Origin of the sequence: Vibrio sp. HENC-03 (assembly GCF_000305755.2) — a bacterium.
Classification (GTDB): domain Bacteria; phylum Pseudomonadota; class Gammaproteobacteria; order Enterobacterales; family Vibrionaceae; genus Vibrio; species Vibrio owensii.
In genome coordinates this window covers 66600-89435 of the sequence record NZ_JH976124.1, presented here as the reverse complement: position 1 = coordinate 89435, position 22836 = coordinate 66600, and the positions used below count along the sequence as shown (strand labels likewise).

General features: G+C 47.3%; 16 protein-coding genes. 10 read left to right on the top strand and 6 right to left on the bottom strand.

Annotated features, from left to right (window positions below):
- Positions 1-122: 122 nt before the first annotated feature.
- The 3 genes from fdhF (at position 123) to VCHENC03_RS0125925 (ending at position 5945) form a co-directional block, all read left to right on the top strand.
- Complete coding sequence (gene fdhF / locus VCHENC03_RS11980; protein ID WP_009706214.1) at positions 123-4361, top strand: formate dehydrogenase subunit alpha; 4239 nt, start codon at positions 123-125, stop codon at positions 4359-4361.
- Positions 4362-4454: 93 nt separating this feature from the next.
- A complete protein-coding gene (locus VCHENC03_RS11985) occupies positions 4455-5381 on the top strand; it encodes an endonuclease/exonuclease/phosphatase family protein (RefSeq protein ID WP_009706213.1) in 927 nt (308 codons plus the stop codon).
- Between the two features lie 192 nt (positions 5382-5573).
- Positions 5574-5945 carry a hypothetical protein gene (locus tag VCHENC03_RS0125925; protein ID WP_027726579.1) on the top strand — a complete coding sequence of 124 codons (372 nt, stop codon included), beginning with the start codon at positions 5574-5576 and terminating at the stop codon, positions 5943-5945.
- A gap of 77 nt (positions 5946-6022) precedes the next feature.
- Here the strand turns inward: VCHENC03_RS0125925 and VCHENC03_RS11990 are convergent, their stop codons facing one another.
- The 6 genes from VCHENC03_RS11990 to VCHENC03_RS12015 all read right to left on the bottom strand — a co-directional run bounded on the left by VCHENC03_RS11990 (position 6023) and on the right by VCHENC03_RS12015 (position 13642).
- A complete protein-coding gene (locus tag VCHENC03_RS11990; RefSeq protein ID WP_009706212.1) occupies positions 6023-7120 on the bottom strand; it encodes an ABC transporter permease in 1098 nt (365 codons plus the stop codon).
- Positions 7120-8046 carry an ABC transporter ATP-binding protein gene (locus VCHENC03_RS11995; protein WP_009706211.1) on the bottom strand — a complete coding sequence of 309 codons (927 nt, stop codon included), beginning with the start codon at positions 8044-8046 and terminating at the stop codon, positions 7120-7122. Before VCHENC03_RS11995 ends, VCHENC03_RS11990 begins: the two co-directional genes overlap by 1 nt.
- A 4-nt stretch (positions 8047-8050) precedes the next feature.
- Positions 8051-9001 carry an HlyD family secretion protein gene (locus tag VCHENC03_RS12000; protein WP_009706210.1) on the bottom strand — a complete coding sequence of 317 codons (951 nt, stop codon included), beginning with the start codon at positions 8999-9001 and terminating at the stop codon, positions 8051-8053.
- 365 nt (positions 9002-9366) lie between these two features.
- On the bottom strand, positions 9367-10998 hold the full coding sequence (locus VCHENC03_RS12005) for a methyl-accepting chemotaxis protein (RefSeq protein WP_009706209.1): 1632 nt from the start codon (positions 10996-10998) through the stop codon (positions 9367-9369).
- A gap of 419 nt (positions 10999-11417) precedes the next feature.
- Positions 11418-12281, bottom strand: coding sequence for a MurR/RpiR family transcriptional regulator (locus VCHENC03_RS12010; protein ID WP_005425077.1), 864 nt, complete (start codon positions 12279-12281; stop codon positions 11418-11420).
- An 89-nt stretch (positions 12282-12370) separates the two neighbouring features.
- Positions 12371-13642 (bottom strand): amino acid deaminase, encoded by a 1272-nt coding sequence (locus VCHENC03_RS12015; protein ID WP_009706208.1) that lies wholly within the window; start codon positions 13640-13642, stop codon positions 12371-12373.
- A gap of 179 nt (positions 13643-13821) precedes the next feature.
- Between VCHENC03_RS12015 and VCHENC03_RS12020 the strand changes: the two genes are divergently transcribed.
- The 7 genes from VCHENC03_RS12020 (at position 13822) to VCHENC03_RS12050 (ending at position 22829) form a co-directional block, all read left to right on the top strand.
- Positions 13822-15267 carry an N-acyl-D-amino-acid deacylase family protein gene (locus tag VCHENC03_RS12020; RefSeq protein WP_009706207.1) on the top strand — a complete coding sequence of 482 codons (1446 nt, stop codon included), beginning with the start codon at positions 13822-13824 and terminating at the stop codon, positions 15265-15267.
- Between the two features lie 51 nt (positions 15268-15318).
- Positions 15319-15711 (top strand): RidA family protein, encoded by a 393-nt coding sequence (locus VCHENC03_RS12025; RefSeq protein WP_005425100.1) that lies wholly within the window; start codon positions 15319-15321, stop codon positions 15709-15711.
- Positions 15712-15945: 234 nt separating this feature from the next.
- A complete protein-coding gene (locus tag VCHENC03_RS12030) occupies positions 15946-17466 on the top strand; it encodes a sodium:solute symporter family protein (protein ID WP_009706206.1) in 1521 nt (506 codons plus the stop codon).
- Between the two features lie 102 nt (positions 17467-17568).
- The gene (locus VCHENC03_RS12035; RefSeq protein ID WP_009706205.1) at positions 17569-18513 is read left to right on the top strand and encodes a sugar kinase; all 945 of its coding nucleotides are present in this window, start codon (positions 17569-17571) and stop codon (positions 18511-18513) included.
- A 16-nt stretch (positions 18514-18529) separates the two neighbouring features.
- Positions 18530-19159 (top strand): bifunctional 4-hydroxy-2-oxoglutarate aldolase/2-dehydro-3-deoxy-phosphogluconate aldolase, encoded by a 630-nt coding sequence (locus VCHENC03_RS12040; RefSeq protein WP_009706204.1) that lies wholly within the window; start codon positions 18530-18532, stop codon positions 19157-19159.
- Positions 19160-19249: 90 nt separating this feature from the next.
- Positions 19250-21703, top strand: a complete 2454-nt coding sequence (locus VCHENC03_RS12045; RefSeq protein WP_009706203.1) for a family 20 glycosylhydrolase — start codon at positions 19250-19252, stop codon at positions 21701-21703.
- Between the two features lie 79 nt (positions 21704-21782).
- Complete coding sequence (locus VCHENC03_RS12050; protein ID WP_009706202.1) at positions 21783-22829, top strand: lactonase family protein; 1047 nt, start codon at positions 21783-21785, stop codon at positions 22827-22829.
- Positions 22830-22836: the final 7 nt, after the last annotated feature.

Genomic DNA, 22836 nt, shown 5'->3' with positions numbered 1-22836 from the left:
GACACGTGAAAAATGTGGTTTATAAGTTTTACATCACACTAACTTGTCTTACAAATGATTATCCTTATAGAATGCATGGTTTTACTTGTGCAGATTTGGATTTGCTTTGCTGCGGGGGTTGCATGATAGAAATTGTCATCGATGGAAAATATAGAATTGTAGAAGAGGGTCTAACCCTTTTAGAAGCAGCAAAAGTGTGTGGGGTCGAGATCCCATCGCTGTGCGGAATGAACAAAAGTAATGAAAAAGTACCGTGTGACTTGTGTGTAGTTGAAGTCGAAAGTGGCGGTACTAAGCGTGCGTGTGAACTCGAAGTTTACCGCGGCCTTAATGTGGTCACGCAATCAGAACAATTAAGCGAGCACCGCAGAAAAGCACTCAACCGCATCATGACGGACCATTACGCCGATTGTGAAGCGCCATGTAAAACCGCGTGTCCTGCGGGCGTGGATATCCAATCGTACCTTTATCACATCGCACAGAACGATCATCAAAAAGCGATTGAAGTGATTAAGCGTACACTTCCTATGCCACTATCGATTGGTCGCGTATGCCCTGCATTTTGTGAGAGCGAATGTCGCCGTTCGTTAGTCGATGAGCCTATTGCAATTCGTCAGCTAAAACGTCATGCCGCGGATGCGGATTTGTCTGCGCATGAAGCCTACGTACCAGAAAAGAAACCAAGCAAAGGTTTGAACATTGCCGTCGTCGGCAGTGGCCCTGGTGGTCTAACGGCTGGCTACTACTTATCGAATGAAGGCTACGACGTTACGGTCTTTGAATCCATGCCAAAAGCGGGCGGTTGGTTGCGTTACGGTATTCCTGAATACCGTTTGCCAAAAGACATTCTCGATAAAGAAATCGAACTGATGTGCCGTAATGGCATGCAAGTTCACACTAATCAAAAGCTGGGTGTGGATTTCACGCTTTCTCAATTGAGCGAAGAATACGATGCGGTGTGTTTAGCTGTCGGTGCGTCTCAAGCAGTTGAAATGCATTACACAGGCAGTGACCTTGAAGGTTGCTACTTAGGCGTTGATTACCTTAAAGATTACGTTACCGAGCAAAACTATGTAACGGGTCAGAAAGTCGCGGTGATCGGTGGTGGTAACACGGCAATTGACTGTGCTCGTACTGCGCGTCGTGCTGGTGCAGACACCACGTTGATTTACCGTCGTACCCGTGACGAAATGCCGGCAGAAGACTACGAGATTGTTGAAGCGGAACACGAAGGGGTGAAATTCCACTTCTTGACCAATCCTGCAGAAAACCTTGCCGATGAAACCGGACGCGTGAATGCGATTCGTCTAGAGCGCATGGCGTTGGGTGAGCCGGATGCATCTGGTCGTCGAAGCCCAAAACCAACCGGCGAGTTCTTTACCGAAGAGTTCGACACCGTGATTGCGGCAGTATCACAAAAGCCAGATCTGAGTTTCCTCGAAGGTGAAGACTTATCTATTCCGCTTACGCGTTGGAACACCTCTGATGCAGATGAAAAGACCATGCACACCGGCACGGGCAACATCTTCAGTATTGGTGATTTCCGCCGTGGTCCTGCAACGGCAGTTGAAGCGGTGGGTGATGGTCGCGTTGCGGCAAAAGCCATTGACCTGTTTTTGAATGGCGATATGGCGGATATGCCAAAGGCAGCGTTCAACTCGCGTAAAGAGAAGAAGCTCTCTCAAGTCGATCCGCTTCACTTCGAGAACATCCAGAAAGTCGCTCGATCTATCATGCCTGAGCTGACTCCAGCACAACGCGAGCAAAGCTTCGCTGAAGTGGAGTTGGGCTTTGATAACGAAGAAGCGATGAAGGAAGCTGCACGCTGCCTTGAATGTGGCTGTCAGGCAAATACCGATTGTGCGCTGCGTGATTACTCCACCGAATATGAAGCTGAGCAAAGCTTTGACTTCTCCTTACAGATTAAATCGCATCAAGATTGGTTAGATCTTCGTGCGAAAGACTTGCGTCATAAGTACGAAGTTGACCGTAGCTCTGAGTTTATTGAGTTTGATGCCAACCGCTGTATTAGTTGTGGTCAGTGCATCCAAGCGTGTCGTGACAAAGCCGTGCACGGCGTACTGAACTTTGTGTGCGACAAACAAGGTCGTCCTGCATTACGTCCTGACGACCGTCCACACTTTGGAAGTAACAAGAATGGCTTAACCCTAATGGGCGATTCGAACTGCGTGCAATGTGGCGCGTGCGTTCAAGTGTGTCCAACGGGCGCGATGGTCGATAGTCGTGACCGTTCACAAGGTCGTACTGAAGATCTGAAAGCGGTCGACACCATTTGTACGTACTGTGGTGTGGGTTGTAAGTTGACTATGTTCGTGGACGAAGCAACCAATACGATTCGTTACGTGAAAGGCGGTGACTCGCCAGTGAATCAAGGCATGCTGTGTGTGAAAGGGCGCTTTGGTTTTGATTTCATAGGCAGTGAAGAGCGTCTTACCACGCCTTTGATCCGCAAAGACGGTTGGTTGCAGCCTGCAAGCTGGGAAGAGGCGATTCAACTGATTGCGAGCAAGTTCTCTGGCATCAAGCAAGATTTTGGCAGCAACGCATTAGCGGGTTTCTCTTCAGCGAAAACCACCAACGAAGACAACTACGCGTTCCAAAAATTTGTCCGTCGTGAACTGGGCACTAACAACGTCGACCACTGTGCGCGTTTGTGTCACGCATCGAGTGTAACCGGTCTTGAGGCGTCACTGGGTAGTGGTGCAATGACCAACGACATTCCAAGCATTAAGCACTCTGATGTGATCTTTATTATTGGTTCGGATACCACATCGGCGCACCCGATTATCGCTTCACATATCAAACAAGCAATTCGTCACCACGGCGCTCGTTTGATTGTGGCTGACCCGAAACGTGTCGATATGGCAGAGCATGCAGAGCTGTATATGGCGCACCGCCCGGGTACGGATGTGATGCTCCTGAACGGTGTCATGCAGCAGATCATCAAGAACGGTTGGTACGATCAAGAGTACATCGAAGAACGTGTCGACGGCTTTGATACCTTGTTGCAAGAAGTAATGTCACCAGCTTACAACCTCGATAAAGTGGAGTTGGTGACGGGCGTAAAAGCCGAAGACATTCAAGTAATGGCGCGCATGATCGGTACGGCAGATCGTACGGCTGTTTACTACTCGATGGGTATCACTCAGCACACGACAGGTCATGACAACGTGCGTTCTATCGCTAACCTGCAATTGCTGTGTGGCAACATCGGTATTGAAGGTGGTGGTATTAACCCGCTACGTGGTCAATCTAACGTGCAAGGCGCTTGTGATATGGGGGCTTTGCCAAACAGTTTCCCAGGCTACCAAAAGGTATACAACCCAATTGTGCGTCAGAAGTTTGCGATTGAATGGAATGCGCCAAATCTGCCTTCTGAGCAAGGTCTAACCCTGACAGAAATCATTGATGCGGCTTGCCATCGTGACGTTCGTGGTATGTACATCATGGGTGAGAACCCAGTGTTGAGTGACCCGAACCAAGCGCATGTGATTGAAGGTTTAGAAGCACTCGACTTCTTGGTTGTTCAAGACATCTTCCTAACGGAGACTGCGCAATACGCGGATGTGGTTCTGCCTTCTTGCTCGTTTGCAGAGAAAGCGGGTCACTTCACCAATACAGAACGTCGTGTACAGCGTGTGAATCCGGTTGTCACGGCACCGGGTGGAGCGAAAGAAGATTGGTGGATTATTCAAGAAATTGCCAATGCCATGGGCAGTGATTGGGATTACCACTGCGTGTCTGATATCACCAATGAAATCGCACGAGTGACACCTCAATACGCTGGTCTTCGTTGGGATGCCATTACGCCAAACGGTGTGCAATGGCCGAGCAACAAGAACAACCCTGCGGGTACTCGCATCATGCACCAAACCCAGTTTACTCGTGGTAAAGGGCAAATGGTGGGCGTACCGTTCCGTTATGCGGCTGAGCTGCCAGATGAAGAGTATCCACTTGTGTTAACGACGGGTCGCGTACTTGAGCAGTTCCATACTGGAACCATGACGCGCAAAACCAAAGGGTTGGATAATCTTGCTGGCCCTCGCGCAATGGTGAGCGTGGAAGACGCAGAAGCACTTGGCATCAGTAATGGTCAGCGTCTGACAGTGTCTACACGTCGCGGCAGCATTGAAATTGATGCCTTTGTGACTAAGCGGATTCAAAAAGGTGTGGTGTTCATTCCTTTCCACTTTGTTGAATCGCCAGTCAACCGCCTAACGACAACCGCGACTGACCCGCACGCGAAGATCCCTGAGTTTAAGGTCGCTGCGGTTAAAGTCGAAGTGAGCGAAAAAGCGCTGCTTACAGAGCCTGTAACGGAAGCGGTTCATTCCATTTAAGCCAATCTGTTTAGATACAGGTTAGCAGTGCACTGGCGAGTTGGGCGATTACATATAAGCTTATGATATGTAATCGCTAAATGAGCCGTGCGTGTGCTGAGAGTCATTAAATGGATTGTGTTGTTTTTACCCGCTTCAATTTGGCTGGTGGCAAGGCAATATCATGATATTTGGTGGGCGGAGAATCTAACCTCGATTCCCGCTCTCCTTTTATTCGTCTACCTAGGCTTTGCTCTGGTGCTTTTGGTTTGCCGTCACTGGGTGAAAGCCATTTTCTCTGCTTTAATCGGCTTCGCTTCTATTGCGTTTCTCTTACCCACTCAAATCACAAACAACCAAACCTGCGAAAATCCGCTGACAATAGTCCAATTCAACCTGTTCTACGAAAATCCGGACATTAATCAGTTCATTAATTACTTGCTTAAACACCCTGCGGATTTGGTAGTGATGCAAGAGCTCTCGCCTCAAGTGGGGGAGAAACTTCATCTTCTCGACGATATTTATCCTTTCTATTATGGCGGCCAGCGCGGCGTTGGTTACCCGTCAAATCAGATGATTTTGAGCCGTTATCCTTTGGAGCCAGTTTCGATTTATCACACCCCAGATGGTCAAGAGGTGATTCGAGCAACATGGCAAGTGGACAACTTTATTACCCTGATGACGGCGCATCCTCCTTCGCCAAGAACTGAGCCGTTATGGCAACGCCGCAATGCCCTGATTCGAACCCTAGAAACTCTTACTGATTTGTATCCAACACCGGAAATGGTCGTGATAGGGGATTTCAATCTTTCTGCTGCAAGCCCGAGGTTTAATGGGCTGTTTTCTCGTTTCCAAACTCAACCCGTAGCCAGTTGGCCAACATCAGTGGAAGGCTTGCCTGTACCTGCTTTCGCCATGATAGGGATTGATCATCTCTGGCTTAAGTCAGAAAACTCAAATCGGATGATCTGCTCAAGAACATCGACAAATCAACCGAATGGCTCTGATCACAGGTTGGTGACGACTCTAATCGGGCAATGAGTTAGTACTTTCTATTGGCAAAGTGTCTAGTTATTTAGAATTAGGTTAAATCGCGGTGTGGCTTGTCATGGAATTGACGGACTCTGACCTTAAGTTGTTATTTGGGTGAATTCTTTAACCTAAACTCCATCCGCTTCCTATACTGAGAATATAGAGAAAAGCAGAAATTCATAATGATAAGAGGCAACTTGTATGACAAGAACTACCTCAGCAGTGTTAATACTTATTTTAATGAGCGCCTATTTTGCCTATAACCGTTTTTACGTTTATCCGCAAAAGCTAGAAACACAGGCGGAATCGATGCTGATCCAAATGGCCAACCGTGAAGAGTGGCTTGACGTACATGAGATGATGGAACGTGTAGAAGCGCACAAGGCGCATCTGGAGTTGAACGCAGATATCACCTCAACCAGCGGTAAACGTGCATACAGCGAAGGTTACATTACCTATAGCGACCGCAGTCGAAATGTGTGCAAACAAGTGGTTTTCAACTTCAAAATCAATTCGCTAAGAAGTTATAGCATTTCAGACCTGCACGACTGCTCTCTGGGAGAGTACTACTGATCTCGCTACGATAATTGATGATTCAATAAAAAACGCCTCCAAATCCGGAGGCGTTTTTAGTTTTGGAATCTGATGGATTAATCGAGTGATTTTTTAAAGCGTAATGACGCAACAACTAAACCTATCACCGTAAAGCCCAGTAGCCAGACTGTATCTCTCCATAGCTCCATTAAGTCTGCACCGCGCAACACCACACCACGAATAATACGCATAAAGTGAGTGGCTGGCAGGGCTTCTGATATCCATTGTGCCGCGACGGGCATTCCTTCATAAGGGAACATAAATCCGGACAAAAGAATCGACGGCAAAAGAATAAACACCGTCATTTGCATTGCTTGAAGCTGTGTCGTCGCAATGGTGGATATCACCAAACCTAAGGTTAAACTCGCGGCGATAAACAACAGCGTGCCAAACAGTATCTGACTAATGGCGCCGTTTATCGGCACACCAAATATCCAGTGCCCCAAGCCTAAAATGATAAACACCTGTATCAGACCAACAAAGATGTAGGGAATGATCTTCGCCACCATGAGTTCGATGGAGTGGATTGGCGTAGTAATCAGTAACTCTAAATTACCGCGTTCCCGTTCTCGAACAATGGCTGCACTGGTGAACAAGATCATCGTCATGGTCAGAATTACACCCAATAAACCAGGAACAATGTTCACCGCCGAGCGCCGACTCGGGTTGTAATACAGCGCAACTTCAAAGGTTTTGGTTGGGGCAGGGCGTATCTCAAAATCAAAATCCGTTAACGGCATGGTTTGTAGAGAGAGAATCGCTGAGCTGATCATGGTGTCTGAACCATCCACAATCCATTGTCCAAGCTCTCTACCTTGCACCATACGTTGGGTTAGGTCGCTGGGTAGAATCAAAGCCGCTCGTACCAAGCCGTCTTGAATGGCTTGCTCGGCTTCTGATGCGGTAGCGAAGGTTTCGACCACATCGACCACTTGCGTGACTTTGACGGACTCGGTGATCACACGCCCGGCAGTACTGCCACTTTGATCGACGACGCCAACGGGAATGTTACGAATATCCGTATTAATGGCAAAGCCGAACAGCAGGAGCTGAATCAACGGGATCATCACGACCATGCCAAAGGTAATGCGGTCACGTGAAAGCTGACGGATCTCTTTGATCATCACCGCTTTCATACGGGCAATAGATTTCATCATTGGCGACCTTCTCCCGTAACACTGACAAACACATCTTCCAAGCTAGGACGAGCGATGTTCATCTCGCAGCCATCAAGCTCAGGAAAGGTCTGGGTTAACCATTCGATCGGTTGTTCGATGTGCTGGTGGATCAAAATGCGTAAGCGAATGCCGAGCTGTGCGGCTGAGCGTACTTCTTCGCGCTGAATGACTTTCTCTTTTAGCTCGCGTAAGTTATCCGCTTTGACTTCAACGATGTTAACGCCCATTTGCGCCATGAGCTCTTCTGGCTCACCATCGGCGCGGATTTCCCCAGCTTCCATAATAGCCAGACGATGGCAACGCTCCGCTTCATCCATGTAGTGCGTTGTGACCAAAATCGTCGTACCTTGGTCAGAGAGATCAAACAACTGCTCCCAGAAATCGCGTCGGTTTTCTGGGTCAACCGCAGACGTGGGCTCATCGAGAAACAACAGTTCTGGTTTGTGCATGGTCGCTGCCGCGAGAGACAAGCGCTGCTTCTGGCCGCCACTCATTCCGCCGACGCGCTGTTTACGCAACTGGTCGAGACCGTAGGTGGATAGCTGTTCCTCGATGCGAGCTTTCAGCGCCTTGGTTTCCATACCAAAGATTTGTCCAATAAACTCAAGATTCTCTTGAACCGTCAGGTCATCATAAAGCGAGAACTTTTGTGTCATGTAGCCAATCTTGAGGCGCAGAAGCTCAGATTGTTTTGGGATCTCTAGCCCGAGTACATCGACCTTGCCCTCACTTGGGCTAAGCAAGCCAGTCAACACACGAATGGTTGTCGATTTACCGCAGCCGTTCGGGCCAAGAAAACCATAAATACTGCCTTTGGGCACATTAAGCGTGATGTTGTTGATGGCGGTGAAGTCACCAAACTTTTTCACTACATTTTCAGCTTGAATCGCGTATTCGGTCATTGGCTTACTCCACCAAATCCACTTGCGCTGGGATACCTGAAGGCAAGGAATGTGCGGAGTCTTGTAGGTCGACTTCTGCTAGGTACATCAAACGCGAGCGTTCTTCCTCGGTAAGCGCGAAATAAGGCGTAAATGAAGGCTCAGTCGCTACCCAACGAACGGTGCCGCTATATGGTTGCTCAACGCCATCTACATGCACGTTAACCGTTTTACCCGGCACAAAATCGACTCGGTAGTTGGCAGGAACGTAAACGCGAGCGTATGGGACGCGGCTGGCTTGTATTACAGCAACCACACCATTCACAGGAACGCGTTCACCAAGGTTAAACGGTAGGTTATCTAACAAGCCATCTCGCGTGGCCGTGATGGTGAGTTCTGCCAGTTTCTGTTCTTGTAGTGCCACATCGGCTTTTGCTGCCATGAGTGCGGCTTTCGCTTGTTCAATATCTTCAGGACGAGAGCCAGCGGTCAGTTTGCTGAACTCTTCTTGTGAGGAGTCTAGCTCTGCACGGGCAGAATCTCTGGCTGCTAAAGCGGTGTCTTTTTCTGATTGGCTGATGAGTTTCTTACGAACTAACTCTGCTTTACGTTGGTAGTTCTTTTGCGCTTCAACCAATTGAGCTTCCGCTCTGGCAACGCGAGCTTGCGCTGCGGCAATGTCTTCTGGTCGCTCACCATTGGTCAATTTCAAAAGATAGGCGTCAGCCTTGGCTTGTTCGGCTACGGCGTGAGCTAAAACGGCTTCTTGGTTCTTTGTATCGAGCTGAACCAGCACTTCTCCTTCGGTGACTTGGCTGCCTTCCTTGATGGGTAGGGCACGAATTATCTCGCTAGAGGTTGCAGTAAAGGTTACGCGGTCACGTTCTAGTGTGCCAAGGGCTTGCTGTCCGTCATCTTTGGAACAAGCAGTTAAAAGAGTCAGGGCTAGGGTGCCAAGAATGATTCGCTTCATCATGCGACGCTTCCTCTAAGAAGGTGAGCTCGAAATCGTATCAAGCTATAGAAGAGTGTGGGACTGCATTCAGTGTAACGTGAGTCAGTTTTGTCCGGCTAGGAAGTTAATTCCTTCAATATTCATCAATTGATTAATTATTGAAACTGGCCTCACTCTTGAATGCGTCTCTAAGAATATTCTCATTCAAATATAGTGGGTTACCGTGATGTTGGTGGGATTAGGAAAGATAAATTAAAGAATCGAGACAAGGATCAGGTTTACCGTGCACGCGTAAAGAAACGGCTAGATAAAGTAAAGCCCGATGGCTGAGCATCGGGCTTTACAGAGCGCGCTAGGACAAAGTTAACGCAACCTTTAATGGCTGTTTAAGCCGTTTTAAACTGACTGACGATTTCTTGTAGGCCAACCGCCAGTTCACTTAAGTCTCGGCACGCAATCGCGGTTTGACGAGAGCCTGTTGCGACTTCGCTAGAGAACTGGTTGATGTGTTCGACATTGCGATGCAGCTCTTCAGTCACAGAGCTCTGCTCACTGCACGCACTCGCGATTTGGATGCTCTTTTCAGCGATGTTGTCAGCGCTTTGCTCGATGTGACCAATCGTCGTACCTGCTCGCTGAGCTTGTTCAACGCACACTTGAATCAAATCGCTGCTGTTGTTTGTTGCCGATACAGCGGTTTTCGAGCAATTCTGAAGCTTGCTGATGATGGCAATGATCTCTTCTGTCGATGCTTGTGTGCGACTCGCTAGCGTACGAACTTCATCAGCTACAACGGCAAATCCGCGGCCTTGTTCACCCGCTCGGGCAGCTTCAATTGCAGCATTGAGAGCAAGCAGGTTAGTTTGCTCTGCGATGTCTTGAATTACGTCAACCACCACGCTGATGTTCGATGCGTCTTGCTCTAGCTCGCTTACCATGGTGCCTACAGATTGAATCGCGACTGAAGCTTCGTTGATCTGTTCAATACACTCTTGAACCACTTCTAAGCCTTCTTTGGCTTCTTGAGAGGCACTGTTTGCAGTCTCTGAAGCGGCTTCCGTGTTGCTTGCTACATCATGCACCGTTGCTTGCATTTCGTTCATTGCGGTCGCAATCAGGTTAAGTTGTTGCTGCTGCTCATCCATGCCAGAAGAGGTTTGTTCTGAAATGGCGCTCACTTCCTCGGTAGCGGTGCTCACCTGAGCGGTAGTAGAGGAGATGTTGTCGACCAGACTCAGCAGCTTGGCTTGCATATCTTCACAGGCGTCTGCCAATAAACCGAGCTCGTCGTTACCAATTTTATTGCGTGGAAGTTCGTAGGTAAGGTCGCCGGAAGCAATCTTAGAGGCCATTTTAACCACGTATTGCAGTGGAGAGCAGATTTGTTTTGTGAGGAATAGGCCGAGTACAAAGCTCAATGCCAATAAAGCAACAATCGCGATAATGCTGTAAGTGATCGCGTCTGCTACCACATCGTGAGTGCTGCTGATGTCTTCTTTGATGAAGGTTTGGTTTAACTCAACCAGATCTTTAATCGAGTTAGAAAGTGCTTGGAACGTTGAAAAACCATCCAGCAGCATAGCGTTGGCTTCATCAATGCGTTTCGTGGTTAGTAGCTCTGAATATTTGTCGTTGAAGCTACGGTATTTTGACCACGCACTCGATACTTCATTATAAGCATCACGGTCGCGCTGATCCCAAAGTGATTTACCGTATTGTTCAATATAGTTGTCGATTTTATTTTCTGATTCATCCAAACCTTTAAGCCAAGTGTTAAATTCAGCATGGTTTACATTGGTCAGTAAAGAGAATTCGTCTTTTCTTAAGGTGCCAATTTCGATTTCAATATTTTTTACCAATAAAATACTTGGCACTGTGGTGTCAGAAAATTCTGTCATCTTGCCATCAATAAGTTTTATTTGAGAGGTAAAGAAGAAAGATAACGCAATGACGGCAGCGGAGATAACAAGTATCAACGCACTGATTTTACTTTTAATACTTAGGTTAGAAAGTTTCATAGACTCACTGCAAATTGGGGGCTTGAAAGGCTCGGAGTCTATTCCTGAGATTTGAAATTTAGTGTGATGAAAGTCTCAAATAGTTTTATCGGAAACCAAAATAAAATGGAAACTTAATGTTCATATTTCGTTTGAAAATAAGTTAATAGTTAATCAATATTGATGGGGAAAATAATTAATTAACTTATAAATTATTTCGAGTACGAATTGGTATTAATCTTGATAACCTTACATTCAATCAGAATTTTCTTATTGATGAATTTCGTTATTTATGTGTTAGCAAGTTTTCCTAAATATTAAAACAAGACATCGTACCGAATTGAAGTATTATTTCGGTAAAATAAAAGCCCGATGCTGAACATCGGGCTTCATTGTTTGAGTTTTATAGCCAAGACTTAAGGCATCTAAATTACGTTGGTTTAATCACCAAGAGGCTGTCTTTCCAAACCGCCACGATAAGAATCGAGAGCAACTTTGAGTCGACGAAGTTTATCGCGCGAGCGTCGCTTATGATTAACGGCCAACGCCATGGAAAGTACATCAACCAACGCCAGCATCGCGTAACGAGAAGCCGATGGCTTGTAGATGAAATCCGTCTCTTGGTGCTCAATAGGCAGAACCAAATCGGCTTGCTCAGTCAAAGGTGTGTCTTTCGGAGTAATCACAATGACTTTCACGCCGTACTGCTTGGCTAATTGTGCGGTTTCTATGATGGCAGGGGTATAGCCAGTAGCTGAGATCATCACTAACACATCGTTCGCGTCTGCCGTCGCCGCAATCATGCGCGATAACAAGCCATCGTTGTACGCCACAACAGGATAGCCCAGACGGAACAAACGATGCTGCATCTCTTGTGCTGCAATGGTTGAGCCACCACCCATACCAATACAGATCACTTGTCTTGCGTTGTGCAGCCAGTTCACAGCAGTGTCGATATCTTCTTCAACAATCAAACTGCGGTTTACATCAAGGGATTGCTTGATCGACTCATAGATGCCTTGGTAGCCACTTTGATCAGGCGGTTCAAGGATGAATCGTTGTCCAACCGTTAAGGTTTGTGCCAGTTTGATCTTCATATCACGCACGTTTTTGCAGCCAACAGCTTTAGCAAAACGGGTGATGGTGGCTTCACTCACTTCTGCGCTTTCTGCCAGTTCAGTAATGCTGGCGTTAGCGGCAGTTTGAATGTCGTCCATGATCAACTTCGCGACCTTCTTTTCGGCATCGCGCAGCGCACTGAAACGTTCAGTGATTTGAGAGATAATATCGACTTCTAAACTCAAGCTGTGTTCCTATCTTTTGCATGGAGACGATTGTGCCGCCTCCACTGGTTTGGCATGAAGTATAACGAAAAGCCTCACTAAGCTCATCATCAGAAACGGGTTTTAACCCAATGAGTGACTTGATACTCATCATCACAAACCGCCACGGCACGCCACTTATCAAACGTTAAACATGGATGAGAGGTTGAGAAGGCAATCATATCACCCACTTGAAGGTCGCTGTTTGCGTCTACTTCGATGAACGCGTGCTGATCCATCACCGCGGTCGTTACCGCACTTTCAATAGAGATTGACTCACCATCGCGGTAAGCGCGCTCGGGGATTGGTAACCCGGCATCAAACGCCACGTCACGTTTGCCAAAGCCGGCAACTAGCTTGGTTGGCTCAGGGCGAGAAATCACATACGCCCAAAGCTCTAGTGCCGATTCCAAGTCACCACCTAAATCACATGCCGCACCTTGGTTGTTTTCAGCACGCTGCATGACTTTGTTTTGTGCGTCTAGGTAAATGCCTGTGTCATGAATTGCGTAACAACCTGGGCGAATGATGGCGTCAAAATCTTCTAGGTTGGCGAAGCATTCAGAAACCACGTCATACCAAGCAGAGCCTGCGCCAGTAACAAGAGGTTTAGACTCAATCAACTTGTCGCTTTGTAGTTGGGCTGCGATTTCTAATGTGGTGTTGAGGAAGTCACGGATGTCCTGCTCAGCATTGTCACCATGAATGACACCTTCGTAAACCTCGATACCTTTGAGTGTAAGGTGAGGTTGCTGGTGGATGAGTGTGGCGAGCTCAACCACATCTTGTTGATTACGGCATCCACAGCGACCGCCTTCGACACCAAACTCAATCAGTACATTAAGCGGCAATTGATGTTCAGCGAAGGCACGCTCTAGCGCTTTGACGTTTCGGCTTGAATCCACACAGCAATAGAAGTTGATTCCATGGGTTTCAATCAAGTTGGCGATGATGGTCATGTTAGCGCGCCCGACTAGTTGGTTCGCCATGATGATGTTTTTCGCTCCGCCTAGCGCCGCAATCTCTGCCTGAGCTGGCGTTGCGACGGTAATGCCCCAAGCGCCGTTTTCTAATTGCTGCTGAAAGAAAGCGGGAGTCATGGTGGTTTTACCGTGCGGTGACAACTTCACTTTGTGCTGATTGGCAAAACGCTGCATCCAATCGAGGTTGTTCTTCAATGAAGAAGATTTGATCACCGCAGCGGGCAAGGTGATCTCTTCATGGATCAAACTGTGTAACCCATCGGAATTACACGCAACAGGTTGAGCTTTCTCTCCGTAACCTGGCGTGGTAACACACTCATTATGATAGTTTTTATCACACTTTTGGCGATTGTCTTTCATGGCGTACCTACTTCTAACATGGTCTAAGTGATTGATATTAATTGTTTGTTGCTAACTACCATAAATAATATGTTAGAAAGTATCAAACAAATCTGAGTTTTTTGTGTGTTTCTTCACTGTTTAAATTTCAAGAATTATTAAGATGGAATCATGTTAACGACGGACGAAGAGAGTGAAGTATGTTGTTCGATACCATTATCAAAAGCGTAGAGGTATTTGACGGTACGGGTGCAGCACCATTCATTGCTGATGTTGCGATTCGTCAAGATCGTATTGAGCAAGTAGGGCAGCTAGACGAGCTTTCTGCAAAGAAAGTTGTCAACGGTCAGGGTCTTGCGTTGGCTCCGGGATTTATTGATGTGCACACGCACGATGACACCAATGTGATTCGTTACCCTGACTGCTTGCCAAAGATCAGCCAAGGCGTGACGACGGTAATCGTAGGCAATTGCGGAATTAGCGCGAGCCCTGCGGTACTCAGTGATACTCCGCCGGACCCAATGAACCTATTGGGCAAGCAGGAAGATTTCAAATACCCAACCTTTGCGGAGTATGCGAAGGCGGTACAAGCGGCGAACCCTGCGGTCAACGTAGCTGCGTTAGTCGGTCACACCACTTTACGTAACAACGTGATGGACGACTTACTGCGCACGGCTACCGATGAAGAAATCGAGCAAATGCGCCAAACACTGGCACAAGCGATGGAAGAGGGCGCATTGGGTTTGAGCTCGGGTCTTGCTTATGCGAGTGCCAAGCAAGCGAACGCGGATGAAGTCATGCGCCTAGCGGAAATTCTTGGCCATCACGGTGGTATCTACACCACACACATGCGTACCGAGTTTGAAGAAATCATCAGCGCAATGGAAGAAGCCTTTGAAACTGGGCAGTACGCCAAAGTGCCAGTGGTGATTTCTCATCTGAAATGCGCAGGTGCAGGCAACTGGGGACGCACGGTAGAAGTGCTGGATTTGATGGATAAGGTTTCTGAGCATCAAGACGTGTCTTGCGATTGCTACCCATATTCTGCCAGTTCTTCAACGCTGGATTTAAAACAGGTGACGGATGAAATCGACATCTTCATCACTTGGTCTGAAAGTAAACCTGAACACGCTGGCAAGATGCTGAAAGACATTGCTGACGAGATGCAACTGCCTCTTATGGAAGCAGCAAAAGCGTTGCAACCTGCGGGCGCGGTTTATCACTGCATGGATGAAAACGACGTCAAACGTGTCCTTAAGTATAAGTTGACCATGGTGGGCTCGGATGGATTACCAAATGACCCGCATCCACATCCACGTTTGTGGGGCACATTCCCGAAAGTTTTGGGGCATTACTGTCGTGAAGAACAGCTTTTCCCATTGGCAGAAGCGATTCACAAGATGACGGGGATGTCAGCAACACGCTACCAATTGAAAGATCGTGGGGAAATAAAAACAGGCGCTTACGCAGACTTGGTTTTATTTAACCCAAATACAATTAAAGATACTGCAACGTTCGAAAATCCAATTTCCGTCGCGCAAGGTATTGAATCTGTATTTGTAAATGGCGAACTATCTTATTTAAAAGATAAAGTCACCGAAAATAGAAATGGCGTATTTATTTATAGAAATAATACCCATCAATAACTGATTAAATTAATTAATTTTATAGATTAAGCATTATCACTGGAGAATATTATGTCAATTAAACGTTATGGTGTAGAAGGCGGCGTAGGTACTGGCGGTCAACATTTACCATTTGCACGTGCAACAGAAGCGGGCGGCTTCTTATACGTATCGGGTCAAACACCAATGACTGACGGCGAAGTGGTAGAAGGTGGTATCGTTGATCAGTCTCGCCTAGCGATTCAAAACTGTGTCGACATCATGGAAGAAGCAGGCTACACACTAGCTGACGTGGTACACGTAAAAGTGGTACTAACGGATTCTCGTTATTTCCAATCGTTCAATAAAGTGTTCAGAGAGTTCTTTGGTGACCACCCACCTGCACGTATTTGCATGGTGTGTGATCTCGTGGTGGACGTGAAAGTTGAAGTCGATGTGACTTGCTACCGCGAAGATCGCCGATAGAAATCACACTTTACCTAATTAAATAAAATAGAGTGCCGGAAATAATTACTTTCCTGTTATTATCTTTTTGGCACTCTCACTCCCTACATAAATATAATTTCATAAAGCAGTAGTGCCTAATATATTTAGCAAAAGCTATAAAAATAAAATTAGATAATTTCTGGAATAAAATCTAATACTTGCTGCTGGAATTATATCAATCTGAAAGATGGATTTTGATATGAGAGGTGTTCAATGAACAGTACACTTTTTCTTACCGGCTTCGGTGCGTATGTCTTATTTTTAATTTGGTTGGGATGGTTTGTCTCTCGCAATCAAAAATCAGGTGAAGACTTTCTACTCGGTGGTCGAGGCTTACCTCTGTTCCTCGTATTAGGTACCACGGTAGCAACCATGGTTGGCACGGGCTCTAGTATGGGCGCGGTTGGCTTTGGTTACTCAAACGGTTGGGCTGGTGCGCTGTACGGCATTGGCGGCGCAATTGGTATCTTGTTATTGGCACTGTGGTTCGCGCCAGTTCGTAAACTCAACTTTATGACCATGAGTGAAGAGCTCGCATATTACGTAGGCGCAAACCGCATCGTGAAGAACGTGGTTGGTCTGCTTATCTTTATCGCTTCTATTGGCTGGTTGGGTGCACACATCCTTGGTGGTGGTATGTACCTAGCATGGATTGCCGATATTGAGCTGAGCACTGCGAAGATGATTATCGCAGCAGCGTTTACTATTTACGTGGTTATTGGCGGCTACACTGCGGTAGTTTGGACGGACACCATTCAAGCGATCATCTTGTTTGTTGGCTTCATCCTAATGGCGGTACTGTCAGTGCAGCACATTGGCGGCTTAGACAACCTTTACTCTGCCATGGACCCAGAAGCGGTTAGCTTCCTTGCGATTGATAAGCTTGGTTTAATCCCAGCGGTTTCTCTTGCTGTTGTGATTGGTGTGGGTGTACTTGCAACGCCTTCATTCCGCCAACGCATCTACTCAGGCAAAGATGTATCAACCATCCGCCGTTCGTTCGTGGCTTCTGGTGTGCTGTACTTGTTCTTCTCTATCATTCCTGCAGTCATTGGTATGGCAGCGCATGCGATTGACCCCGAGCTGAATAATGCAAACTTTGCTTTCCCATACATCGCGGCAACGGTATTGCCAGTAGGCGTTGGTCTTATCGTTCTTATTGCAGGTCTATCGGCAACCATGTCGAGTGCAAGTTCCGATGCGATTGCGGGCGTGTCTATCCTACTGCGTGATGTTTACGTCATGTTCACCGGTCGCGTGCCAAACAAAGAATCCATGTTGAATTACTCTCGCTTGGCTTTGGTTGTGGTGATCGGTTGTGCATTGCTGTTCGCGCTAACCTCTAACGACATCATCGGCTACATCACTAAGATGATCTCGACAGTTATGTCTGGCATGTTCGTGTGCGGTATGTTGGGTCGCTTCTGGAAGCGTTACAACTGGCAAGGTGCATTGGCTACATTGGCAGGTGCGTCTATTGCTTCATTTGCAGTAATGCTGAGCCCAGACCTAACCGCTTTCTGGGGCAACCCAGTCATTCCATCTTGTTTGTTTGCTCTAACTGCTGGTGTGGCAGTGAGCCTAGTGACTCCAGCTAACCAAGTGTCACCAGAAATGGCACGAGCAATCCTTGATGATGAGCGTGCTCTGATGGAAATGGAACTGTCTGACGATGGTGTTCTAGAAGAAGATGTTTCATTAAAAAACCGCACAACAGCAAATCAAAACGCTTAGCAACAAAGAGTTTCGGCTCGAACAGAAACTCGCTCATAAGCTCCTGACAAACTGGTGGCTCCCCCGAGCCACCATTCTAAATTTATCCAAAGTAGGTGAACGATGACCGATTCATCCCAGACTAAAATTGCTTTCTTTGGCGAATGCATGATTGAACTGAGCGGCGACCCAATTCGCAAAGGCTTTGGTGGCGACACGCTCAATACCGCACTTTACCTCTCTCGACTAACGGCTCAGCAGCCTGTCCAAGTGTCCTACGCGACCGGTCTTGGGGAAGACGTACTTTCTCAAGAGCTTCTGGAAAACTGGCAACAAGAGGGCATTGCGACTGACCTTGTCGAAATATTCCCAGCTCAGCTTCCGGATTTGTACATGGTGCAGACCGACCAAGAAGGCGAACGCAGCTTTCTTTATTGGCGTGACAGTGCAGCCGTTAAAAGCTACTTCTCTAGCTCTTCGCTCAACAAATTAGAAGCCGCGATTGCGAACCGAGAGCTGCATTATCTCTATCTGAGTGGCATCAGCATTGCGATTCTAAATGACGATAGCAAAGTAAGGCTTAAAAAGGCGTTAAGCCAGTTCTCACAAGCTGGAGGCAAGGTTATCTTCGATAATAACTTCCGTCCTCAACTTTGGTCTGCACAAGAGGCAAAGCATTGGTACAGCCAAATTCTGCCATTGGTCGACATTGCACTTATCACTGAAGACGATGATGTCTTGGTATGGGGTGAAGAGGAAAGTGCCGAGCAGCGCTGCCTTCGCTTCGGTTGCCAAGAAATCGTGATTAAACGTGGCTGTGAGCCTTGCAAATTGGTTTGGTCGCATGGTGATGACAAGCAAACCGCTTACGTAGCCGCCGAGAAGGTCATCAAAGTGATCGACACTTGTGCCGCTGGCGATTCATTTGCTGCTGGTTACCTTGCTGGCAGATTGACCGAACAAAGTTGCGAGCAATCTGCCCAACTCGGTCACGCACTAGCGGCAACCGTTATTCAATATCCTGGCGCGATCATTCCAAACGACGCCATGACTCATCTAATTCGATAATTTCCGAGAACGTATTATGTCCCAAGCAATGATTCAGCAACTTCAGCAATTCAAAGTTATTCCTGTTATTCAAATCAATAAGGTTGAGCACGCGATTCCACTGGCGAAAGTGTTAGTAGAAAACGGTTTGCCAGTCGCAGAAGTAACGTTTCGAACAGAAGCGGCTGCCGATGCGATTAAAGCCATGCGCGATGCTTACCCGCAAATGTGCATCGGTGCTGGCACGGTACTGACGCCAGAGCAAATTACCCAAGCAAAAGACGCGGGTGCAGAGTTTATTGTCGCGCCGGGGTTGAACCCAAATACCGTACGTCGCTGCCAAGAAATCAACATGCCAATCGTACCGGGCGTGAATAACCCAAGTCAGGTTGAGCAAGCACTTGAGCTGGGTTTGAACTTCCTCAAATTCTTCCCGGCAGAAGCGAGCGGTGGTATCGCGATGGTAAAGTCGCTACTGGCTCCATACGTTGATGTGAGTCTGATGCCGACAGGCGGTATCGGTAAAAGCAACGTCAATGATTACCTAGCCATCGACCGTGTGGTGTGTTGCGGTGGCACTTGGATGGTTGCACCGAGCTTAATTGAAAACGAGCAGTGGGACGAAATTGGCAAGCTGGTTCGTGAAGCAGTAGAGCTGGTCGCGTAACTCAAACAGAGCTCTCATACCCAAGTCACGAGACCCCATTAAATAGCGTGACTTGGGTTGAACAATAATAACAACGACAGGATGGCGCGGATGAACAAAGGTACATTAGCACTACTCATTTCAGGCTTAATCACAATTCCAACGGCAGCGATGGCGATGACTCCCAACACCGATCTTAACCTAATGCCTTACCCACAAAATGTAGAGTTGGGGCAGGGTAAAATCACACTGGATAAATCCTTCAGCATTTACATCAAAGGCTACGACTCACCGCGCGTGCAGTTCAGCGCCAAGCGCACCATGGACCGTCTATATCGTCAAACTGGCTTACCAATGTTGAACTGGCATGCCGAGTCGGAAAAAGACGCGACCTTGGTGATTGATATTCGTAATGCGCCTAAGTCCGAGGTGCAAGATATTAACAGCGATGAATCGTACCAACTTGAATCGCGTAATGGTCAGATCATCATTCGCTCCGAACGCCCTTACGGTGCTTTCCATGGTTTAGAAACCTTCTTGCAGCTGGTGACTACGGACGCGACTGGCTATTTTGTGCCTGCGGTGTCGATTCAAGATGAACCTCGCTTTCCTTGGCGTGGCGTTTCTTACGACACTTCCCGTCACTTTATCGAACTTGATGTGATTCTTCGCCAACTCGATGCTATGGCATCAGCAAAAATGAACGTTTTCCATTGGCATATTTGGGATGACCAAGCGATTCGTATCCAGCTCGATAATTACCAAAAGCTTTGGCAAAACACCGCAGATGGTGATTACTACACCAAAGATGAAATCCGCTATGTGGTGAATTACGCGCGTAACCTTGGCATTCGAGTTATCCCTGAAATCTCTTTGCCGGGACATGCTTCGGCAGTGGCGCACGCTTACCCTGAATTAATGTCTGGTATGGGTGAGCAATCTTATCCGCATCAACGTGGCTGGGGTGTGTTTGAGCCGTTAATGGACCCGACCAATCCCGAACTCTATAAGATGCTGGCGAGCGTGTTTGACGAAGTGGTTGAGCTTTTCCCTGATGAGTATTTCCATATCGGCGGCGATGAACCAAATTACCAACAGTGGAAAGACAACCCGAAGATTCAGCAATTCATCAAAGACAACAATCTGGATGGTGAGCGTGGTCTGCAATCGTATCTGAACACCAAGGTTGAACAGATGCTGGAACAGCGCGGCAAGAAGATGACTGGCTGGGATGAAATCTGGCACAAAGACCTTCCAACCTCGATTGTGATTCAAAGCTGGCAAGGGCACGACAGTATCGGTCGTGCGGCAAAAGAGGGCTACCAAGGCATTCTCTCAACTGGCTATTACTTAGACCAACCGCAGCCAACCAGTTACCACTATCGCAATGACCCAATACCGAAAGGAATCACCGTTGATGATCAACTTCATCAAGGTGAGAAATTCGCGACTTATGATTGGGTGAAACCGCGCAACAAAGGTGGTCCACGTACAGGTAATCTGACCATTATTGAAGCGACAGACGGCAGTTACCGTGCGTTTACCGATTACAACGGTAAGTCTCGCGAAGAAGTGTTCATCATCGAGTATGTGCCAGGTGTGAAGTTTAAAGGCCACTTCGATAACTTTATGTCTTACACCGAATTCAACTATGACTTTGCAAACGGCAAGTTGAAAGACACCAGTTACCAATTGATTGGTAATGTGCGTTGGCCTGCGACTGGAGAATTGGTCGCGAGCAGTGATATGGCAGGGAGTGTCATTCCTGAGCCGAATGGCGGCTATCCAGCTGAACTGACCGAGAAAGAACAGCATTTGATCTTAGGCGGAGAAATCACCATTTGGGGTGAGAACCTCGATTCAATGACCATCGAGCAACGCTTATGGCCACGAAGCTACGCGATTGCAGAGCGTCTATGGTCGAGTCAAGAACTGACCGATGAGCGTAGCATGTACAAGCGCATGAAGGTGATGGATACATGGTCTGAGATCTCGCTTGGTCTACGCCATCACGCCGATGCTAATATGATGCTAAAACGTCTTGCCAATGGTGCGGGCGAAACGCCGCTACAAACGTTAGCGAAGTACATCGAGCCGGCTCAATATTACGCTCGTCATTGGGAGAAGTGGATTTCTACGCCAAACGAAGGCGATTTATACAATCAGTATGAGCGACTAAACCGCTTCGCGGATGCACTGCCAGTAGAAAGCCTAGCAGTGTATGAGATGCAAGATTTGGTCGCGGCTTATGCTCAAGGTGATACAGCAGCCTTGGATGCGTTGGCGATGCATTATCAAAGCGTTAAGTTAGCGGCGCAGCAAGCCAAACCTATTTTCGCTGCAAACGTGGCGTCGGTAGAAACGGTGCCAGTTGCAGATGCCGCAATCAAAGTTGCCGATTTAGGTTTAACCTTGATTGAGCTCGCCAAGCAGGGCAGTGACATTAGCCAATCTGACGCTGAAGCGTATCAACGCACTATCGATGAAAATGCGAGTATTTTTGATGAAACGATTGTCGCCATCGTAGTACCAACCGAGCAGTTGCTTCACACTTTAACCGATTGATAACTAAAAGGGATTGCCGTCTGGTAACGCAGGCGGCATCTTATCGGTTAAGCACTCTTTTATCTCCTAAAGGTTTCCCATGATAGTAAATGGTCACTTACATTTTTATGTAGGCACCTATACCGATTCACCAAGCCAAAGTCAGGGCATTGCGTGTGTTTCTCTCGATACTGCTACTGGCGCATTAACGCTCATTAATGAACTTGTTCCAGACGCAGTAAAAACGATTCGTAACCCTTCTTACCTTGCGCTCAAAGGAGAGGGTTTATATACCTTTAATGAAGTCGATCGCTTAGAAGGTGCAGAGCTGATATTTGCTGAAAAAATAGACAGCTATGGATTGCCAATTGAAGGTGACTACCCTTGCCATATCGACATTAAAGAGCCGCTAATTGCTGTTGCAAACTACGGTTCCGGCAATGTAAGTGTTTACCAACTTGATGAACAAGGTAAGCCATTGAAATCTATTGCAGAATTGTATGTAGAAGGCAATGGGCCGAATATTGACCGTCAAACTTCCCCTCATGCCCACCAAGTCACTTTTCTAAAACACTCCGCTCAATTGGCTGCGGTCGATTTAGGCACAGACTGTGTTCATTTCTATGACTACGACAATGACGGTAAGACAGTTAAGTTTTCACTTTCTCAAAGCATCGCTATGCCTGCTGGTTCTGGGCCTCGTCATTTGGTCTTCAATCGTGATGAGTCTGTCGCGTACGTTGTTTGCGAATTGTCTGAAACTCTGGTGGTACTTCGCAAGCAAAACGGACAATGGAATCTGACTCAGCAAGTTAAACTGCTAGCCGATGAAGAGAACAAAGAAGCGGCGTCTGCGATTCGCCTCTCTGCGGATGAGCGCTTTGTCTATGTCTCATGCCGCGCGCAAAATCTGATCAGTACATTTGATGTAACGAGCAATACTCCGGTTCAAATTGCGGCGTCCGATTGTGGTGGCGCGTTCCCAAGAGATTTTGTTTTATCCCGTGACGGGCAGTGGATGCTCGTTGCCAATCAACATTCACATAATGTCGCTAGCTTTCACAGGAATCCGGAAACTGGCGCTATCACTCCAACCGGATATTCGTGCGACATCGGTGCGCCTGTGTGTTTGGTTGAGAAGCCGTAATTAAGAG